15 protein-coding genes, 1 pseudogene and 1 other annotated feature are annotated in these 18034 nt (G+C 44.8%); of the genes and pseudogenes, 10 read left to right on the top strand and 6 right to left on the bottom strand.

Features of this window, described 5'->3' with window-relative positions; all coding sequences use genetic code 11:
* Positions 1-47: 47 nt before the first annotated feature.
* Positions 48-1383 (bottom strand): annotated as a pseudogene (gene celB / locus PUN35_RS16390) (PTS cellobiose transporter subunit IIC).
* Between the two features lie 227 nt (positions 1384-1610).
* Here celB and epr point away from each other — a divergent pair.
* The 3 genes from epr (at position 1611) to sacY (ending at position 6249) form a co-directional block, all read left to right on the top strand.
* Positions 1611-3668: a minor protease Epr gene (epr, locus tag PUN35_RS16385; RefSeq protein WP_014481289.1), complete on the top strand. Its 2058-nt coding sequence runs from the start codon at positions 1611-1613 to the stop codon at positions 3666-3668.
* A 305-nt stretch (positions 3669-3973) separates the two neighbouring features.
* Positions 3974-5353: a SacY negative regulator SacX gene (gene sacX / locus PUN35_RS16380; RefSeq protein WP_014481292.1), complete on the top strand. Its 1380-nt coding sequence runs from the start codon at positions 3974-3976 to the stop codon at positions 5351-5353.
* A gap of 53 nt (positions 5354-5406) precedes the next feature.
* Positions 5407-6249: a transcription antiterminator SacY gene (sacY, locus tag PUN35_RS16375; protein WP_003227349.1), complete on the top strand. Its 843-nt coding sequence runs from the start codon at positions 5407-5409 to the stop codon at positions 6247-6249.
* Between the two features lie 52 nt (positions 6250-6301).
* Here the strand turns inward: sacY and PUN35_RS16370 are convergent, their stop codons facing one another.
* A complete protein-coding gene (locus tag PUN35_RS16370; RefSeq protein WP_014481293.1) occupies positions 6302-7162 on the bottom strand; it encodes a glycosyltransferase family 8 protein in 861 nt (286 codons plus the stop codon).
* A 110-nt stretch (positions 7163-7272) separates the two neighbouring features.
* Positions 7273-7986: a YwaF family protein gene (locus PUN35_RS16365; RefSeq protein ID WP_014481294.1), complete on the bottom strand. Its 714-nt coding sequence runs from the start codon at positions 7984-7986 to the stop codon at positions 7273-7275.
* A gap of 150 nt (positions 7987-8136) precedes the next feature.
* On the opposite strand from PUN35_RS16365, the gene ywaE reads away from it, so the two are divergent.
* From ywaE to ywaD, 3 genes are all read left to right on the top strand, one after another.
* Positions 8137-8652, top strand: coding sequence for a tyrZ transcriptional regulator YwaE (gene ywaE / locus PUN35_RS16360; RefSeq protein ID WP_003227345.1), 516 nt, complete (start codon positions 8137-8139; stop codon positions 8650-8652).
* Positions 8647-8861: a binding site (T-box leader), on the top strand. (Overlaps the previous gene by 6 nt.)
* A 41-nt stretch (positions 8862-8902) precedes the next feature.
* The gene (tyrS, locus tag PUN35_RS16355) at positions 8903-10144 is read left to right on the top strand and encodes a tyrosine--tRNA ligase (protein WP_014481295.1); all 1242 of its coding nucleotides are present in this window, start codon (positions 8903-8905) and stop codon (positions 10142-10144) included.
* Positions 10145-10299: 155 nt separating this feature from the next.
* Positions 10300-11667 (top strand): aminopeptidase YwaD, encoded by a 1368-nt coding sequence (ywaD, locus tag PUN35_RS16350; protein ID WP_014481296.1) that lies wholly within the window; start codon positions 10300-10302, stop codon positions 11665-11667.
* 29 nt (positions 11668-11696) lie between these two features.
* On the opposite strand, the gene ywaC is transcribed toward ywaD, so the two are convergent.
* Positions 11697-12329, bottom strand: a complete 633-nt coding sequence (gene ywaC, locus PUN35_RS16345; RefSeq protein WP_003244564.1) for a GTP pyrophosphokinase YwaC — start codon at positions 12327-12329, stop codon at positions 11697-11699.
* A gap of 209 nt (positions 12330-12538) precedes the next feature.
* Between ywaC and PUN35_RS16340 the strand changes: the two genes are divergently transcribed.
* Positions 12539-13728, top strand: a protein-coding gene (locus tag PUN35_RS16340; RefSeq protein ID WP_087614167.1) for an IS3 family transposase whose coding sequence is annotated in 2 segments (ribosomal slippage) — positions 12539-12839 and positions 12839-13728 — 1191 coding nt in all. Because the reading frame shifts where the segments join, the coding sequence is not laid out codon by codon here.
* Between the two features lie 55 nt (positions 13729-13783).
* Here PUN35_RS16340 and PUN35_RS16335 read toward each other — a convergent pair.
* Complete coding sequence (locus tag PUN35_RS16335) at positions 13784-14719, bottom strand: 1,4-dihydroxy-2-naphthoate polyprenyltransferase (RefSeq protein ID WP_015250916.1); 936 nt, start codon at positions 14717-14719, stop codon at positions 13784-13786.
* 162 nt (positions 14720-14881) lie between these two features.
* Positions 14882-15016, bottom strand: a complete 135-nt coding sequence (locus tag PUN35_RS16330; protein ID WP_014481297.1) for a hypothetical protein — start codon at positions 15014-15016, stop codon at positions 14882-14884.
* Positions 15017-15165: 149 nt separating this feature from the next.
* Between PUN35_RS16330 and PUN35_RS16325 the strand changes: the two genes are divergently transcribed.
* The 3 genes from PUN35_RS16325 to dltB are packed head-to-tail and all read left to right on the top strand — an operon-like array spanning position 15166 to position 18028.
* Complete coding sequence (locus tag PUN35_RS16325; RefSeq protein WP_003227330.1) at positions 15166-15315, top strand: teichoic acid D-Ala incorporation-associated protein DltX; 150 nt, start codon at positions 15166-15168, stop codon at positions 15313-15315.
* A 17-nt stretch (positions 15316-15332) separates the two neighbouring features.
* Positions 15333-16844: a D-alanine--poly(phosphoribitol) ligase subunit DltA gene (gene dltA, locus PUN35_RS16320; RefSeq protein WP_014481298.1), complete on the top strand. Its 1512-nt coding sequence runs from the start codon at positions 15333-15335 to the stop codon at positions 16842-16844.
* A complete protein-coding gene (gene dltB / locus PUN35_RS16315; protein WP_003227327.1) occupies positions 16841-18028 on the top strand; it encodes a D-alanyl-lipoteichoic acid biosynthesis protein DltB in 1188 nt (395 codons plus the stop codon). Before dltA ends, dltB begins: the two co-directional genes overlap by 4 nt.
* Positions 18029-18034: the final 6 nt, after the last annotated feature.

The following is an 18034-nucleotide window of genomic DNA, read 5'->3' as shown; positions in this document are numbered from 1 at the left end:
TTTCGTTTAAAAGGAGATGATCAGCCCTATGACAGGCCGATCATCTATCACATCACATTTTTATCCGCCAGATTCAACCGCACTCTCTTCCCGCCATTTTTGATGATCCCATATTCTGAAAAACGGATAGTAGATAGCACAGGTGATCAGCAGGTTTACCAGCTGCATAACGGCGCCCGACACCTTTCCGCCTGTCGCCAGGTAGCCTGATATGAGCGGCGGCATCGTCCACGGCACCGCGATTCCGGCCGGTCTTGCCACCAGCCCGGTGCTCATGCCGATATAAGTCGCGGTAATCGTGAGGAGCGGTGCGATGATAAATGGGACAATAAGGAGCGGATTCATGACAATCGGCATGCCGAAAATGATCGGCTCGTTGATATTAAATAGCGCAGGGCCGATTCCTAATCGTCCAAGCTGCTTCATTTGTTTACTCCGGGAGCGCACAAGCATCGTCAGGACAAGCGCCAGCGTCGCCCCGCTCCCGCCGACATTGATCCAAATTTGAAAGAACTGAGTCGTAAAAATACTCGGCAGCGCCTCGCCCGCTTGGAAGGCGAGACGGTTGGCATCCATCGCGCCGTACCAAATCGGCGCCATGATTCCGCCAATGATGGAAGCCCCGTGAATCCCGCACGACCAAAGCAGCATCTGCACAAATTCAGCGATCAGGCTTCCGCCGAGACTGCCGCCTAGGATGGAAAGCGGTGTGCCAAGCAGGTCTCCTACGACATTGTGCAGACTCTGAAAAGGTGTCATTTCAATCAGAAGGCGCGCCAGCCACACGAGAAACACAATGATAAAGCCGGGAATCAGCGCGACAAACGATTTGCTTACCGCAGGCGGCACACCGTCTGGCATTTTGAAGACGATATTTTTTTGAATAATGTACCGATAGATTTCGGTTGAAAACAAGGCGATCAGCATGGCGACAAATAAGCCCTTGCTGCCAAGCAGCGTGATCGGGATTCCGCCCCCTACCATGATGGGTTCCGTTGAGCCATGCGGTGTAAACGGCACCTCAAACGGCGTTGCCAGCAGAAATGCGGCAATTGAAATCGCTCCGGCAGAAAGGGCATCGACACCATAGCTTTCCGCCAGCCGATAGGCGATCCCAAAAGCGGCAATCATCGCCATAATATCAAACGAAGCGTTAACAGGATATCCGAGCTTATCGGCCCACTCGTTCCCAAACACACTCGCCATGAAATCAGCATACCCCGGAATCGGCAGGCTCGTTAAAATCAAGAAGACAGACCCGATAATAATCAGCGGCATGGTCAGGATAATTCCGTCACGCAAAGCGCTGAGATGCCGCTGCCCGGCAATTTTCCCGGCGACAGGCATTATTTTTTCCTCCATCACCCGAGTGAATGCGCTCATCTTAAAAGCCCCCTTTTCTCATTGCTTTGTGAACAACCTCCGCAATGTTTTCTTTATCTTATTTTGAAAACGCTTACAAATTCATTTGGAAAATTTCCTCTTCATGCGGAAAAAATCTGTATTTTGCTAAACAACCTTGCCTATGAAAATTTTTTTCCTTCTTACTATTAATCTCTCTTTTTTTCTCCGATATATATATCAAACATCATAGAAAAAGGAGATGAATCATGAAAAACATGTCTTGCAAACTTGTTGTATCAGTCACTCTGTTTTTCAGTTTTCTCACCATAGGCCCTCTCGCTCATGCGCAAAACAGCAGCGAGAAAGAGGTTATTGTGGTTTATAAAAACAAGGCCGGAAAGGAAACCATCCTGGACAGTGATGCTGATGTTGAACAGCAGTATAAACATCTTCCCGCGGTAGCGGTCACAGCAGACCAGGAGACAGTAAAAGAATTAAAGCAGGATCCTGATATTTTGTATGTAGAAAACAACGTATCATTTACCGCAGCAGACAGCACGGATTTCAAAGTGCTGTCAGACGGCACTGACACCTCTGACAACTTTGAGCAATGGAACCTTGAGCCCATTCAGGTGAAACAGGCTTGGAAGGCAGGACTGACAGGAAAGAATATCAAAATTGCCGTCATTGACAGCGGGATCTCCCCCCACGATGACCTGTCGATTGCCGGCGGGTATTCAGCTGTCAGTTATACCTCTTCTTACAAAGATGATAACGGCCACGGAACACATGTCGCAGGAATTATCGGAGCCAAGCATAACGGCTACGGAATTGACGGCATCGCACCGGAAGCACAAATATACGCGGTTAAAGCGCTTGATCAGAACGGCTCGGGGGATCTTCAAAGTCTTCTCCAAGGAATTGACTGGTCGATCGCAAACGGGATGGACATCGTCAATATGAGCCTTGGCACGACGTCAGACAGCAAAATCCTTCATGACGCCGTGAACAAAGCATATGAACAAGGTGTTCTGCTTGTTGCCGCAAGCGGTAACGACGGAAACGGCAAGCCAGTGAATTATCCGGCGGCATACAGCAGTGTCGTTGCGGTTTCAGCAACAAACGAAAAGAATCAGCTTGCCTCCTTCTCAACAACTGGAGATGAAGTTGAATTTTCAGCACCGGGGACAAACATCACAAGCACTTACTTAAACCAGTATTATGCAACGGGAAGCGGAACATCCCAAGCGACACCGCACGCCGCTGCCATGTTTGCCTTGTTAAAACAGCGTGATCCTGCCGAGACAAACGTCCAGCTTCGCGAGGAAATGCGGAGAAATATCGTTGATCTTGGTACCGCAGGCCGCGATCAGCAATTTGGCTACGGCTTAATCCAATATAAAGCACAGGCAACAGATTCAGCGTACGCGGCAGCAGAGCAAGCGGTGAAAAAAGCGGAACAAACAAAAGCACAAACCGATATCAACAAAGCGCAAGAACTCGTCAGCCAGCTGCCGGGCTCCGACGCCAAAACTGCCCTGCAAAAAAGACTGGATAAAGTACAGTCATACAGAAATGTAAAAGATGCGAAAGACAAAGTCGCAAATGCAGAAAAATATAAAACACAGCAAACCGTTGATACAGCACAAACCGCCATCAACAAGCTGCCAAACGGAACAGACAAAAAGAACCTGCAAAAACGCTTAGACCAAGTAAAACGCTACATCGCGTCAAAGCAAGCGAAAGACAAAGTTGCGAAAGCGGAAAAAAGCAAAAAGAAAACAGATGTGGACAGCGCACAATCAGCAATTGGCAAGCTGCCTGCAAGTTCAGAAAAAACGTCCCTGCAGAAACGCCTTAACAAAGTGAAGAGCACCAATTTGAAGACGGCACAGCAATCCGTATCTGCGGCTGAAAAGAAATCAACTGATGCAAATGCGGCAAAAGCACAATCAGCCGTCAATCAGCTTCAAGCAGGCAAGGACAAAACAGCATTGCAAAAACGGTTAGACAAAGTGAAGAAAAAGGTGGCGGCGGCTGAAGCAAAAAAAGTGGAAACTGCCAAGGCAAAAGTGAAGAAAGCGGAAAAAGACAAAACAAAGAAATCAAAGGCATCCGCTCAGTCTGCAGTGAATCAATTAAAAGCATCCAATGAAAAAACAAAGCTGCAAAAACGGCTGAACGCCGTCAAACCGAAAAGTAACCAAAAACCTTTAAGACTTGCATTCCAGGTCTTAAAGGTTTTTTACATTCTAAGAACATCACACACAACCTTTTTCCCATCCATTGTACAGGCTTTTCATACTATTGCTATACAGCCATGAACAGCATAAAATGAACGTTATTACAGTTATCACCACATATGGCGGGATTGTGACTGGGCAGGCAGGCAAGACCCAATGATGCAAAGGGAGTATTAGTGCCTAAAAAGCAGGGCATTTTAACTCTTCTTTTCGTGTTGGGCTCATAACGGCGCCTTGGACAACCCCTATTCTCATGCTCCGTCGTCGACGCGGGCATTTTTGTCATTTTCAGCCGTTATTTCTCACTTTTTTCATTTTGATTGTCAACTTTTCATTTGATACGATGAACAAGCCGACTTTTCTTCAGCAAAGGAGGTTTTGATTGCTTGCAGAAAGAGATTGCAAAAGAATTATTGCTGCTCGCAGGAGGAAAAAACAATATTATTAGCATCAGCCATTGTACGACCCGTCTTCGTTTTGATGTAAAGGACGAGACGAAAATTGATATACATGCCATTGAGAACCTGCAAGGTGTGCAGGGCACCTTTTTCCGCTATGGGCTTTTCCAGATTATCTTCGGAACAGGCGTCGTCAACAAAATATATAAAGAAGTCGTTCATGAATGGGAGACCGCGCCTTCTGAAGAGCCTGTCAACCAGAAAAAAGCCAGCCGGAAGCTGAACCCCGCCGCAGCTTTTGCGAAAACACTATCCGATATTTTTGTGCCGATTATTCCGGCAATAACAGCAAGCGGCCTGCTCATGGGGCTGATCGGCATGATTAAAGTGTTTCACTGGTTCGCTGCCGGCAGCCCATGGATTAAAATGCTCGACCTCGTGTCCAGCACAGCCTTTATTTTACTGCCGATTTTAGTTGGCTTCAGTGCCGCACGGCAATTTGGCAGCAACCCATACCTAGGGGCAGTGATTGCAGGGCTTTTGACGCATCCTGATCTGCTGGACCCGTCTATGCTCGGCAGCAAAACCCCGTCTTCTTTAGACATATGGGGGCTTCATATCCCAATGATGGGCTATCAGGGTTCCATGATACCGATTCTTCTTTCCGTTTTTGTCATGAGCAAAATTGAGAAGCTATTAAAATCGATTGTGCCGAAGTCGCTTGATGTCGTGATCATTCCCTTTATTACGGTCATGGTGACAGGATGCCTCGCGCTGATTGTGATGAATCCCGCCGCGTCCATCATCGGCCAGATCATGACACAATCGATCGTCTATATTTATGATCACGCCGGCATTGCCGCCGGAGCTCTTTTCGGCGGCATCTACTCCACCATCGTCCTATCTGGATTGCATCATAGCTTTTATGCAATTGAGGCAACGCTGCTTGCTAATCCGCATGTCGGTGTCAACTTTTTAGTGCCGATATGGTCGATGGCGAATGTGGCCCAAGGCGGAGCGGGGCTTGCGGTATTCCTCAAAACGAAACAATCAAGCCTGAAGAAAATTGCGCTCCCCGCTTCTCTGACCGCGTTTTTAGGCATTGTTGAGCCGATTGTATTCGGGGTAAATCTCAAATTGATCCGTCCCTTTATCGGAGCAGCCATCGGCGGTGCTATTGGCGGAGCATACGTGGTTGCGGTACAAGTTGTGGCAAATTCCTACGGGCTGACAGGCATTCCGATGATTTCAATTGTGCTGCCGTTTGGCGCCGCGAATTTTGTTCATTATATGATCGGTTTTTTGATCGCAGCCGTCTCTGCTTTTATAGCTACATTGTTTCTCGGGTTTAAAGAAGAGACAGAATAACTGGATTTATTCGTTTTCATTCATAAAACGGGGGATGAAAGGACAAAAAAGCTATGAAAATTAAAAGAATCTTAAATCATAATGCTATCGTCGTAAAGGATCAAAATGAAGAGAAGATTCTCTTGGGTGCAGGAATTGCGTTTAACAAAAAGAAGAATGATATTGTCGATCCGTCAAAAATAGAAAAAACCTTTATCAGAAAAGATACACCTGACTATAAGCAGTTCGAAGAGATTTTAGAAACATTGCCTGAAGACCACATTCAGATTTCTGAGCAAATTATCTCTCATGCCGAAAAAGAGCTGAACATCAAAATCAACGAGCGCATTCATGTCGCTTTTTCAGACCATCTTTCTTTTGCGATTGAACGCCTGAGCAATGGGATGGTTATCAAAAATCCGCTGCTGAATGAAATCAAAGTCCTTTATCCAAAGGAGTTCCAGATCGGCTTATGGGCCAGAACACTGATTAAAGATAAACTGGGGATTCACATTCCTGATGATGAAATCGGCAATATCGCCATGCATATCCACACAGCAAGAAACAATGCCGGCGATATGACACAAACGCTTGATATTACAACAATGATCCGTGATATTATCGAGATTATCGAAATTCAACTGTCTATTAATATCGTTGAAGATACCATCTCTTATGAACGGCTTGTGACCCATCTCCGCTTTGCCATTCAGCATATCAAAGCAGGCGAATCCATTTACGAGCTGGACGCAGAAATGATCGACATCATTAAAGAGAAGTTTAAGGATGCCTTCCTGTGTGCCCTAAGCATCGGCACCTTTGTGAAGAAGGAATACGGCTTTGAGTTTCCTGAAAAAGAATTGTGCTACATCGCCATGCATATTCAGCGGTTCTACCAACGGTCAGTCGCACGCTGAGACAAACAAAAAACGCTTTTGATCATCTCAAAAGCGTTTTTTTATATCTGTATTATTGGTTGATCGCCGGATTCCCAATCGTATTCCACTTCGTATAGGACATGTAATGGAAATACTCATCGCGATACGGATGTTTTGTATTGGAGTTCCAAGGCTTTTCTCCGCCGCAGAAGTGCACGATTGCCGGGTTTTCTCTCGTTTCATTATATTGCTTCCGCCCTAACAGAGTCGGTGGGGTTTTCAGCTTTAACATGATATAGGTTTGAGCGTTCCAGCGCGGATGAAGTTCATACCACTGATCATACAAGATCGCATTCAGTGCATCTTGGTCATGCAGCACAAGAAAGTCTTCGTCTGGGTGTTCATTGATAAAGTTGATGACTTTTTCTGTGATGTTTTGATTTCTCCAAGACTCAAAATCAATAATCATGATACCTGAGTTAAAATACTTCCCTGTATCAGTGACGTTCATTTCTTTCAGGCGTTCATGCTGCCCCGCATCCTCAACAGCGGCTACGGTGTAAGGCGCAATGTCTAAGTCCCATAACTTAGAAATATCCTCTAGGACAAGCGCATCGCAATCGATGTAAATCATTCGTTTGATGCTTTCATCCTTAATTAAGTCGGGAATCGAAATGCGGTAATACGCGGCTTTTGTAATATGGCTGCTCTCTACCGCATGTTCATACATGTTGGTATCCACTTCTAAAAACTCAATCGGCACTCCGAATTTCAAAGTGGTTTCTTCCAGTCTTTTTTTGTTATCAGGCTTAATTCCGCCATCAATGACGTATAATTTTACCTCTCTCTCCTGATCCATGTTAGTCAATAAAGAAACGAACATCCCACCTAAATGACGAGCATAATTATCATCTGCGCATGATACGATATGCATGATTTCATCTTTCCTCAATGGTATTCATCTCCCTTTCTTGTTGTACAAGTTACATACCCTTTTTCAAAAAAATAAACACGTTCTCCGACATTTTTTCAAACAGAATGTGTGATACAACAAAAAAGGTGTCATTTTTTGAAGATGCGATAAAGCATATAAAGAATGAAAAAGCTGGCGACCGTGATGGCTTCAGCCGAGACGATATACCATGGCCATGGCCCGAGAACATCTAAGAGAGAGGATCCGCCCGGTTTTTTCGTCAAATACATATAATTCGCGCCAAGCCAGCGATCAATCAGGAAAATACAGACGCCGTACACATTAACAAGCAGGACTGTCACCCATAACGAGCGCTGGCCCATTCTGTTGGTGCCAATCACAGCCATCAGCAGACAGGATAAAAACACAGACCCGTGAGAAATAAAAAAGAGGATATATCGGATATGCGGAAATGAAAACATTCCGAGGTCAGGAGTGGCAAGAGCCTGAATCGAACTGCCGATGCCGGCAAAAAACAAAAACACAAACAGCTTTCTGCTTTTTGTCACTAACATAATAGCTGACAAATACACCGACAGGTCACTAAGCTGGAGAGGCAATGAAGTGCGCACCGACCACCTGCCCGTGGCGACCATCCATATTTGATAGCCGATTTGCGAACCAAGCAAAAGAAACACAAACAGAGAACGCAAAAACCGGCTGGCCCTCGGCTGCTTGACCCCATCTTGGAACAAAAACAACAGAATGGCCAAAAGGGCGATAATCGCTAACGTCACTACGTGCTCTGTCGAAAACAGATGAAACGGATCATGCTTATAGTCGGATTGAACATATTTTTGCAAAACTGCACCCCCGTTTTCGGGTTTTTGTTTATTTTGGCGTTGTTTGGGCTTTTTTTATTCAACCGATATATGGGCTTGAAGTTCACACCAGACTCTGTTAAAATTCGTTTCATAGCTAATGATTCTGATAATTTAAGGCAGGCCTAAAAAATGGAACGTTCACATCAACATCAGCAGCTTCGGAAGGAAGAACACGATACACTTTCTAAGCTCAAACAAATGCCCGTCGAGTCACTTAACCTGGAAGCCATTTCGATCGCTACGAATCTGTATCGGTCTGCACAAAGGCTCCGTGTCAAAATGGAGACTGAGGTTCTTTCTTCCTATAACCTTTCTTGGACCGCTTTCTCCATTCTTTATGATCTATGGGTATGGGGAGCGCTCGAAACGAGAAAAATCGCTGAGCTGTCAGGGATATCTACAGCTACAGCAAGCAACGTGATCAAAACGCTCGAAAAAAAGAGCTTTTGCCGTAAAAGCATCGACACAAGAGATCGGCGACTCGTGTTTGTCTCTATCACCGATTCCGGCAAACAAGCGATCGAAGAACTCTACCCGGAGTTTCACAAAGGGGAAACAGAGCTCATTGCGGGAATGACGAAGGACGAACAGAAAATATTGACAGGGCTGCTTAGAAAGGTAGCTGACAATCTTCATACAACATAAGCTTTGACGGGAATCCAGTAGCGGTTTGTCTCCCTGTTTCAGAGAGCCGGCGGAAGGTGCGAGCCGGCACACAGCAAACGTGAATTACCTCCCCGAGCTTTCTTTGTGAACCTTAAAAGTAGCAAAGAACGGAAAACCGTTATTCGAATGAGCGGAAGACGATGTCTTCAACCAGGGTGGTACCGCGTGCATTGAGCTACGTCCCTTATCGGGATGGGCTCTTTTTTGTGTTTGTAAAAAAGGAGGAAAAATGATGAGAACATTTGAGCAGCTCACAGCAGCACAGCAAAAAGAGGTAGAAAGACAGCTTCAGCTATACATGACAGGCGCCCACGAAGTCATACCGCCGGAGGAATTAAAGGCAAAGCTCGTGAAATCAATTTCCACAGGCACGCCGCTTAAAATTAAGCTCGGATTAGATCCGTCTGCACCGGATGTACATTTGGGCCATACGGTTGTGTTAAATAAGCTTCGCCAATTTCAAGAAAACGGCCACATTGTCCAGCTGTTAATTGGGGATTTCACAGGAAAAATTGGTGATCCGACCGGAAAATCGGCAGCCAGAAAGCAACTGACTGATGAAGAAGTTCAGCACAATGCCAAAACCTACTTTGAGCAATTCGGAAAAGTGCTTGATCCAGAAAAAGTCGAGCTTCACTATAACTCAAAATGGCTGAAAACATTGAATCTGGAAGATGTCATTGAATTAGCAGGGAAAATAACGGTAGCCCGCCTGATGGAGCGCGACGACTTTGAAGAACGCATCGCCATGCAAAAACCAATCTCACTGCATGAATTCTTTTACCCATTGATGCAGGGATATGATTCTGTCGTTCTCGAAAGTGATATTGAATTAGGCGGAACGGATCAGCATTTCAATGTCCTCATGGGGCGGCATTTTCAAGAACGATACAACAAAGAAAAACAAGTCGTCATCCTGATGCCGCTCTTGGAAGGCTTGGATGGCGTCGAGAAAATGTCGAAGTCGAAACACAACTACATTGGCATTAACGAACATCCAAACGACATGTACGGAAAAACGATGTCACTGCCCGACAGCCTGATGAAAAAATACATCCACTTGGCGACAGACTTAGAGCTTGAAGAGAAAAAACAGCTCGTGAAAGACTTAGAAACCGGCGCCGTTCATCCGCGTGATGCCAAAATGCTTTTAGCCAAAACAATCGTCCGAATGTATCACGGAGAGAAAGCAGCAGAAGCTGCCGAACACTCGTTTAAAACAGTCTTTCAGGAAAACAGCCTGCCGGAAGATATACCGGCCGTAAACTGGAAAGGCGAAAAAACGATAGCGATGATTGATCTGCTCGTCAAGCTAAAGATCCTCTCTTCAAAGAGCGAGGCGCGCCGCATGATTCAAAACGGCGGTGTACGCATCGACGGAGAGAAAATAACAGATATTCACGCCAAAGCAGAGATAAGAGAGAATATGATCATCCAAGTCGGCAAACGCAAGTTTTTAAAGCTCCAATAGTTTGATATTCCGAAACGCTTATGACCCTTCATTCATAAGCGTTTTTTTGCAGGTATAAAGCACTGTCTTTTCAAAAACGCTCTTCATCTTGCAGGAAACTCCTTTAGCATCCCGAAATATTCCCCAACCATACATTTAGGGGAGGTTTATTTTTGATGAAAAAGCTTTTGACTGTAATGACGATGGCTGTTTTAACTGCCGGCACACTGCTCTTGCCGGCACAGAGTGTCACCCCTGCCGCACACGCTGTACAAATATCAAATAGCGAGCGCGAGCTTCCATTCAAAGCAAAGCATGCGTACTCTACCATTTCTCAGCTAAGTGAAGCAATCGGCCCCAGAATAGCCGGAACTGCAGCTGAAAAAAAGAGTGCCCTATTGATCGCCTCATCAATGAGAAAATTAAAGCTTGATGTGAAGGTTCAACGATTCGACATTCCTGACCGGCTTGAGGGAACACTGTCTTCAGCAGGACGCGATATTCTTCTCCAAGCGGCGTCCGGCTCAGCTCCGACTGAGGAACAAGGGCTGACGGCCCCGCTTTACAATGCGGGATTGGGCTATCAAAAGGACTTTACCGCTGACGCCAAGGGCAAAATCGCTTTAATTTCCAGAGGAGACCTGACTTATTACGAGAAAGCCAAAAATGCCGAAGCCGCCGGAGCAAAAGCTGTCATCATTTATAACAACAAAGAAAGCCTCGTGCCTATGACGCCAAACCTGTCGGGAAATAAAGTCGGCATTCCGGTCGTCGGCATTAAGAAAGAAGACGGCGAAGCACTTACCCAGCAAAAAGAAGCCACCTTAAAACTAAAAGCATTCACAAACCAAACCTCTCAGAACATCATCGGAATTAAAAAACCAAAGAACATCAAACATCCAGACATTGTGTACGTGACGGCCCATTACGACAGTGTTCCTTTTTCACCCGGAGCAAATGACAACGGCTCAGGAACCTCTGTTATGCTGGAGATGGCGCGTGTCTTAAAAAGCGTTCCATCTGATAAAGAAATCCGCTTTATCGCTTTCGGCGCCGAAGAGCTCGGCCTGCTCGGCTCCTCTCACTATGTAGATCATCTATCGGAAAAAGAGCTGAAACGAAGCGAAGTGAACTTCAACTTAGATATGGTAGGCACAAGCTGGGAAAAAGCGTCTGAGCTGTATGTCAACACATTGGACGGCCAATCTAACTATGTTTGGGAATCCAGCCATACAGCTGCTGAAAAAATTGGGTTTGACAGCCTGTCTCTGACACAGGGAGGATCATCTGATCATGTGCCATTCCACGAAGCCGGCATTGATTCCGCCAACTTTATTTGGGGAGACCCGGAAACAGAAGAAGTTGAGCCGTGGTATCATACCCCCGAAGACTCGATCGAACATATCAGCAAAGAACGCCTCCAGCAAGCAGGCGATCTTGTGACAGCCGCAGTCTATGAGGCTGTGAAAAGAGAGAAGAAACCAAAAACCATTAAGAAACAAATGAAGGCCAAAGCAACTGACATTTTTGAAGATATCAAATAAAAAAAGACGGCACTTGGGTGCCGTCTTTTCTAATCCACTTCTTTCTTAATCCCCAGCATTTTCTCATCTAGGTAATGGGCAATCTCCGCGGCTTCCTTCAGCTCATCTGTTAATTGCTTAGGAACGTCATTGTTCAATTTATAATAAATTTTATGTTCAAGGCTCGCCCAGAAATCCATCGCGATTGTCCGGATTTGAATTTCTGCTTTGACGTATTCCACACGGTTCGTTAAATTCACAGGCATCTCAATGATTAAATGCAGGCTTCGATAGCCATTCGGTTTGGGTGTCTGGATATAATCCTTTACCTTTACGATTCTCAAATCTTCATGCTGCTTCAACACATTCACGACATTATAAATGTCAGAAATAAAGGAACAGATGATGCGCACGCCGGCAATGTCGTGAATATGCTCCTTCATTTCCTTCGTCGTAATCTCACAGCCCTTTCTCATTAACTTATTCACGATGCTTTCAAAGCTTTTGACACGGGATTTTGTATGTTCAATCGGGTTGTGTCCGTGAATGAGGTTATATTCCTGGCTGATAATTGAGAACTTTGTATCGAGCGCATCTAGCGCAAATTTATAAACTAATAATTCATTTTTCCAATCTTCCATTACTGTTTTTAAATCGTCCATATGTGTTACAGATAAATCCATTTTCGTCATCTCCTTTAACGGAACTTTATCCGCTGTCCATGTACTAGACGTCCCTGTCTGCTGCAAGGTTCTATGAATTTTTTTACAAAATGCAGTCGATTGTAACAAAAAAAGACCGCACGAAACTGATATTATCCCCTCTAAGTAGACAGTGTAAAAAGCCCGCTTTTCAAAAGTGGCTGTTACACTATACGTGGAGGGGATTTTTTATGGCGAGAAAAGGGCAACACTTTCAGCACTATACGAAAGAATTTAAGATGAAAGCTGTCAAAATGTACGAGGAAGGAAACAAAAGCTATAACACGTTAGCTGAAGAATTAGGGCTTCGAAGTTCAACCCAGCTCAAAAATTGGGTGAAAACATATCGGGAAGGCAAGTCTTTTGATGATCAAAGGGGAAAAGATACAAAGTCAGACAATCCTTTTATTGGACGCCCTAAAACAACGTTTAAAAGTGTTGAGGAAGAACGAGATTATTTAAAGGCACAGGTCGAATACCTAAAAAAGCGCTATCCAAATCTGCATGGGGAGGACGGATTTTGAAGGCAGCACGATTTGAAGCTGTTCACGAATTGAAGGACCGTTATCCGATTACATGGCTGGTATGTATCGCCAAAGTGTCACGGTCAGGGTACTATAAATGGCGCAAGGCTCAAAGGTTTCGAATGGCAAGGCAACAGAGAGATCAGATCATAAAAGAGCACATCATGGCGATTCATCATTCACGCCCTTTCTATGGCTATCCTCGGATTACTGTCGCTTTAAAGAAAGAAGGTTTCTGCGTCAACCATAAGCGTGTTTACAGATTGATGAGAGAGATGAACATCCACTCGATTATTCGAAAAAAGCGTCGTTATTTTGGAAGAAAGGCATCGGTTGTCCTGCCAAACCGGCTTAACCGAGAATTTCAAACCAATCAGCCTAATCAGTTATATGTAACCGATATTACCTATATTGCTTGCGGACAACGATTCTATTATCTTTCTGCAGTACAAGATCTTTACAACAATGAGGTTGTCGCATGGAAACTGTCAAAGCGAAATGATCTTGAACTGGTGATGAAAACAGTGGAAAGTTTAACAGCTCAACGGGATGTCCAAGGGGCCATTCTCCACTCTGATCAAGGATTCCAATACACAACAAAAGCATATCAAAAGCGACTTGAAACCGTTGGTTTGAAGGGCAGCCATTCCCGTAAGGGAAACTGCCTGGATAACGCCTGTATCGAATCATTTTTCTCGCACCTCAAAACAGAGAATACATACTTTTCTTCATGCCAAACTGAAAAAGAGCTCCACAAAAGCATTAAAGATTACATCCAGTTCTATAATCACGAACGATTCCAGAAAAAATTAAACCAGTGTGCTCCGGTAGAATACCGTAACACACTGGTTGCTTAGGCTTTTTATGGCTGTCTACTTGACAGGGGTAAGACCAAACGAGCGGTCTTTTTTATTATCGGAAATAGCTGATCAATAATCCGATCGAAAGCAGGAATCCGAAAAATGTATTTGTTTGGGCTGTTGATTTCATTGCGACAATCATATTCATCGGCATTTCTTTTTGGACGAAGCCCTTCACTGCCTGAACCGGCTTAGGCACGCTCAAAAAGACGACAAACAGCCATGGGCTTGCGGCACCGGTAATAACCAAGCCGACAACCCAGATATAAGCGACGGCAAACGACGCAGCTAACAGAGTAACAGCTCCCTTATGCCCCATCAAAATCGCCAATGTTTTGCGGCCGCCTTTTTTGTCCTCTTCAATATCGCGAATGTTGTTTGACAAATTAATCGCGCCGACAAGAATCGCAATCGGGATGGAAATCAAAATGCTTTGCGTGTTGATCATATCTGTCTGAATGAAAAACGAAATCAGCACAAACACCGAACCCATGCAAATGCCTGAGAATAATTCACCGAACGGCGTGTACGCAATCGGCAGCGGCCCGCCTGTATACAGGTAGCCGATCGCCATGCCGACAAGGCCGATCAGCGCAAGCCACCAGCTGCTGCTCGCACAAATATAGACACCGAGCAAAATGGCAATCCCGTATGATGCCAGAGCTAATTGCAAAATCGTTTTAGGCTTCATTCCGTGGCGTACAATTGCCCCTCCGATTCCGACTGATTCTGCTGTATCTAATCCGCGTTTAAAATCATAATATTCATTAAATAAGTTCGTCGCGATCTGGATCCATAGGCAAGAAAACAGCATAGCCAAAAACAGCAGCAGATCAACCTTCACATAAAACATCGCCAAAACGGTTCCGAGCAGCACAGGCACAAACGATGCGGTTAACGTATGAGGACGGGTTAACTGCCAAAGGATCTGCCCCATGCTTTCTTTTTGCGGCGCTGTCTGACCCTCACCCTTATTTGTTTGGTTCATCTTCCTCTTCCTTTCTATTAAAAGGCTTACTTTTTTTCAGCCGGCAGCTTAATAAAAAACTCCTTTTGCTTCCTTATCTATCATAATGACTTCTCCCTTATTTCACAAGATACCGCAAGAAGGCGTTTTCTTTCTTATTATACGCTTCTCGCCCTGATTTCATTAGGTTTCTGCTTTTACTTGAACGAACAGGTACAGAAAAATTTTTTTAAGTACATTACGCTTTTTAAAAGTTAAAAAGATCTTTTGACTCCATGTATCTTTTCCTTTATTATGAAGCAGCTCGAAACATTCCATTCTTGCCCTTGCAGGTATAAAGATTCATTTTCAAAAACATACGCCGATATATTAATTTGAGGGAGATTAGGGAAAAAATGAAACTTTTTGAGCATCTGATCGTCAAATAATCATGTGATTGTCGAAAAAACGGGAAGGGAATTTTTGATATGCTGCAATTAATGAAACAGCTGTATGAAAAACCCGCTGTCAAGTGGACATGTCATACAGGCTTTTATTTGATGATACTGCTTGTTTTGTTTTTTATGTATGGTTTTCACACCGCGAATACCGGTTCATATATTTATAACGATTTCTAATTGGAGAGAGAATAACTATGAAACTTTTACATGCTATTCAAACACATGCGGAAACTTATCCGCAAACCGATGCCTTCCGCTCTCAAGGCCAGTCGCTCACGTATCAGGAATTATGGGAGCAGTCTGACCGCGCGGCTGCCGCGATCCAAAAACGCATTTCTGGGGAAAAGAAATCTCCTATCCTTGTGTACGGCCACATGGAGCCGCACATGATCGTTTCCTTCTTGGGAAGTGTCAAAGCGGGACATCCTTATATTCCGGTTGACCTGTCTATTCCGTCCGAACGGATTGCGAAAATTATCGAAAGCTCTGGAGCAGAATTGCTGATCCATGCAGCAGGACTCTCAATTGATGCAGTCAGCCAGCAGATTCAGACAGTTTCTGCGGAAGAACTGCTGGAAAACGAAGGCAGCTCTGTCATCCAAGATCAATGGGTTAAGGAACACGAGACGTTTTATATCATTTACACTTCCGGGAGCACAGGAAATCCGAAAGGCGTGCAGATTTCCGCTGCGAATCTTCAAAGCTTCACAGACTGGATTTGTGCAGACTTTCCAGTCAGCGGAGGAAAAATATTTTTAAACCAAGCACCGTTCTCATTTGATTTGTCTGTCATGGACCTATATCCGTGCCTTCAATCAGGCGGGACTTTACATTGCGTGACAAAGGATGCTGTGAACAAGCCGAAAGTCTTATTTGAAGAGCTGAAGAAGTCCGGGCTGAATGTGTGGACATCAACACCTTCCTTTGTGCAAATGTGCCTGATGGATCCGGGTTTTTCACAGGATCTGCTGCCTCATGCGGACACATTTATGTTTTGCGGAGAGGTTCTTCCGGTTTCTGTGGCAAAAGCGCTGCTTGAGCGTTTTCCGAAAGCGAAGATTTTTAATACGTACGGCCCGACTGAAGCGACAGTGGCTGTCACATCGGTTGAAATTACGGATGACGTCATCAGCCACAGCGAATCGCTTCCAGTGGGCTTCGCCAAACCAGATATGAACATTTTCATTATGGATGAAGAGGGACAGCCGCTTCCTGATGGAGAAAAAGGAGAAATCGTCATTGCAGGGCCGAGTGTAAGCCGAGGCTACCTTGGTGAGCCAGAGCTGACGGAAAAAGCGTTTTTCTCTCATGAAGGCCAGTGGGCATACCGAACTGGCGATGCCGGCTTTATTCAAGACGGTCAGATTTTCTGCCAAGGACGTTTGGATTTCCAAATTAAACTTCACGGCTATCGAATGGAGCTGGAGGAAATCGAGTTCCATGTCAGACAGTCACAGTACGTTCGCTCTGCTGTCGTGATTCCTTATCAGCCAAACGGAACAGTTGAGTACCTGATCGCTGCTATTGTGCCTGAGGAGCATGAGTTCGAGAAGGAATTCCAGCTGACAAGCGCTATTAAAAAAGAGCTTGCCGCTTCTCTTCCGGCATATATGATCCCGAGAAAATTTATCTATCAGGATCACATTCAAATGACGGCTAACGGCAAAATTGACCGAAAACGCATTGGCGAAGAGGTTCTTGTATGACGCCTTACAGCTCGTTTTTATTCTTTATACTGCTTGGCATTCTTCTTCTGCCGACGATCATTCTCGGCTTAAACGGAAAAAGATTTCAAGCATACAACATGTTCATATCTATCATTATATTGGCTTTAATTTTTTCGCACGACTTACACGGGGTCATCGCGCTGTGCCTGTTTACAATATGGCAGGTGCTCCTGATCAGCGGCTATCTGGCATACCGGCAGAAAGCGAACAGCGGCTTTGTCTTTTGCGGGGCTGTTATCGCGTCTATTCTGCCTTTATTTCTGTCAAAAATATGGCCGTTTCTGTCACACCCGCAGCCGCATCATCCGCCGCATAACCTGATCAGCTTTTTAGGGATTTCATATTTAACCTTTAAAGGCGTTCAGCTGATTATGGAAGCAAGAGACGGACTGCTGAAAGAACAGCTGCCATTGCACCGCCTGCTGTATTTCATCCTGTTTTTCCCGACGATTTCCTCCGGCCCGATCGACAGATACCGCCGGTTCGTCAAGGATGAACAGAAGGCTTGGACGAAAGAAGAATACGCCGACCTGTTGTATACGGGAATCCATAAAATCTTCATCGGTTTCCTGTATAAATTTATTATCGGCTACGCGATCAATACGTACTTCATCATGAATCTTCCCGCAATCACGCACAATAAGATTCTTGGGAACCTGCTGTACATGTACGGCTACAGCATGTATTTATTCTTTGATTTCGCCGGCTACACGATGTTTGCCGTCGGGGTCAGCTACATTATGGGCATTAAATCACCGGAAAACTTTAATAAACCATTTATCAGTAAAAATATTAAAGATTTCTGGAATCGCTGGCATATGTCTCTGTCATTTTGGTTCAGAGATTATGTGTTTATGAGATTCGTATTTTGGATGACTAAGAAAAAGTGGATCAAAAACCGTATGGCCGTCTCAAACATCGGGTATTTCCTGCTGTTTATGCTGATGGGGGTTTGGCACGGGCTTGCGCCGCAATATATCATTTACGGCCTCTATCACGCCGTTCTGATGACGTGTTACAACTTTTTCGAGAAGTGGAATAAGAAATATAAATGGCTGCCGTCCAACCGCTGGACAACCATTCTCGCTATTGTGATCACATTCCATTTCGTTTGCTTCGGGTTTTATATTTTCTCAGGAAAACCATTTCATCACCACCATTAAAGGAGA

Origin of the sequence: Bacillus sp. N3378-2at (assembly GCF_033412715.1) — a bacterium.
GTDB classification, from domain to species: domain Bacteria; phylum Bacillota; class Bacilli; order Bacillales; family Bacillaceae; genus Bacillus; species Bacillus subtilis.
This window is presented reverse-complemented; position numbering and strand designations above follow the sequence as displayed.

What these genes read in the sequence shown, in the direction of transcription:
- epr (WP_014481289.1), top strand. Translation starts at nt 1,611, where the DNA reads ATGAAAAACATGTCTTGCAAACTTGTTGTATCAGTCACTCTGTTTTTC.
- ywaC (WP_003244564.1), bottom strand. Translation starts at nt 12,329, where the DNA reads ATGGATTTATCTGTAACACATATGGACGATTTAAAAACAGTAATGGAA.
- dltB (WP_003227327.1), top strand. Translation starts at nt 16,841, where the DNA reads ATGACGCCTTACAGCTCGTTTTTATTCTTTATACTGCTTGGCATTCTT.
- PUN35_RS16335 (WP_015250916.1), bottom strand. Translation starts at nt 14,719, where the DNA reads ATGAACCAAACAAATAAGGGTGAGGGTCAGACAGCGCCGCAAAAAGAA.
- PUN35_RS16330 (WP_014481297.1), bottom strand. Translation starts at nt 15,016, where the DNA reads ATGGAATGTTTCGAGCTGCTTCATAATAAAGGAAAAGATACATGGAGT.
- ywaD (WP_014481296.1), top strand. Translation starts at nt 10,300, where the DNA reads ATGAAAAAGCTTTTGACTGTAATGACGATGGCTGTTTTAACTGCCGGC.
- sacY (WP_003227349.1), top strand. Translation starts at nt 5,407, where the DNA reads ATGAAAATTAAAAGAATCTTAAATCATAATGCTATCGTCGTAAAGGAT.
- PUN35_RS16325 (WP_003227330.1), top strand. Translation starts at nt 15,166, where the DNA reads ATGCTGCAATTAATGAAACAGCTGTATGAAAAACCCGCTGTCAAGTGG.
- dltA (WP_014481298.1), top strand. Translation starts at nt 15,333, where the DNA reads ATGAAACTTTTACATGCTATTCAAACACATGCGGAAACTTATCCGCAA.
- tyrS (WP_014481295.1), top strand. Translation starts at nt 8,903, where the DNA reads ATGATGAGAACATTTGAGCAGCTCACAGCAGCACAGCAAAAAGAGGTA.
- ywaE (WP_003227345.1), top strand. Translation starts at nt 8,137, where the DNA reads ATGGAACGTTCACATCAACATCAGCAGCTTCGGAAGGAAGAACACGAT.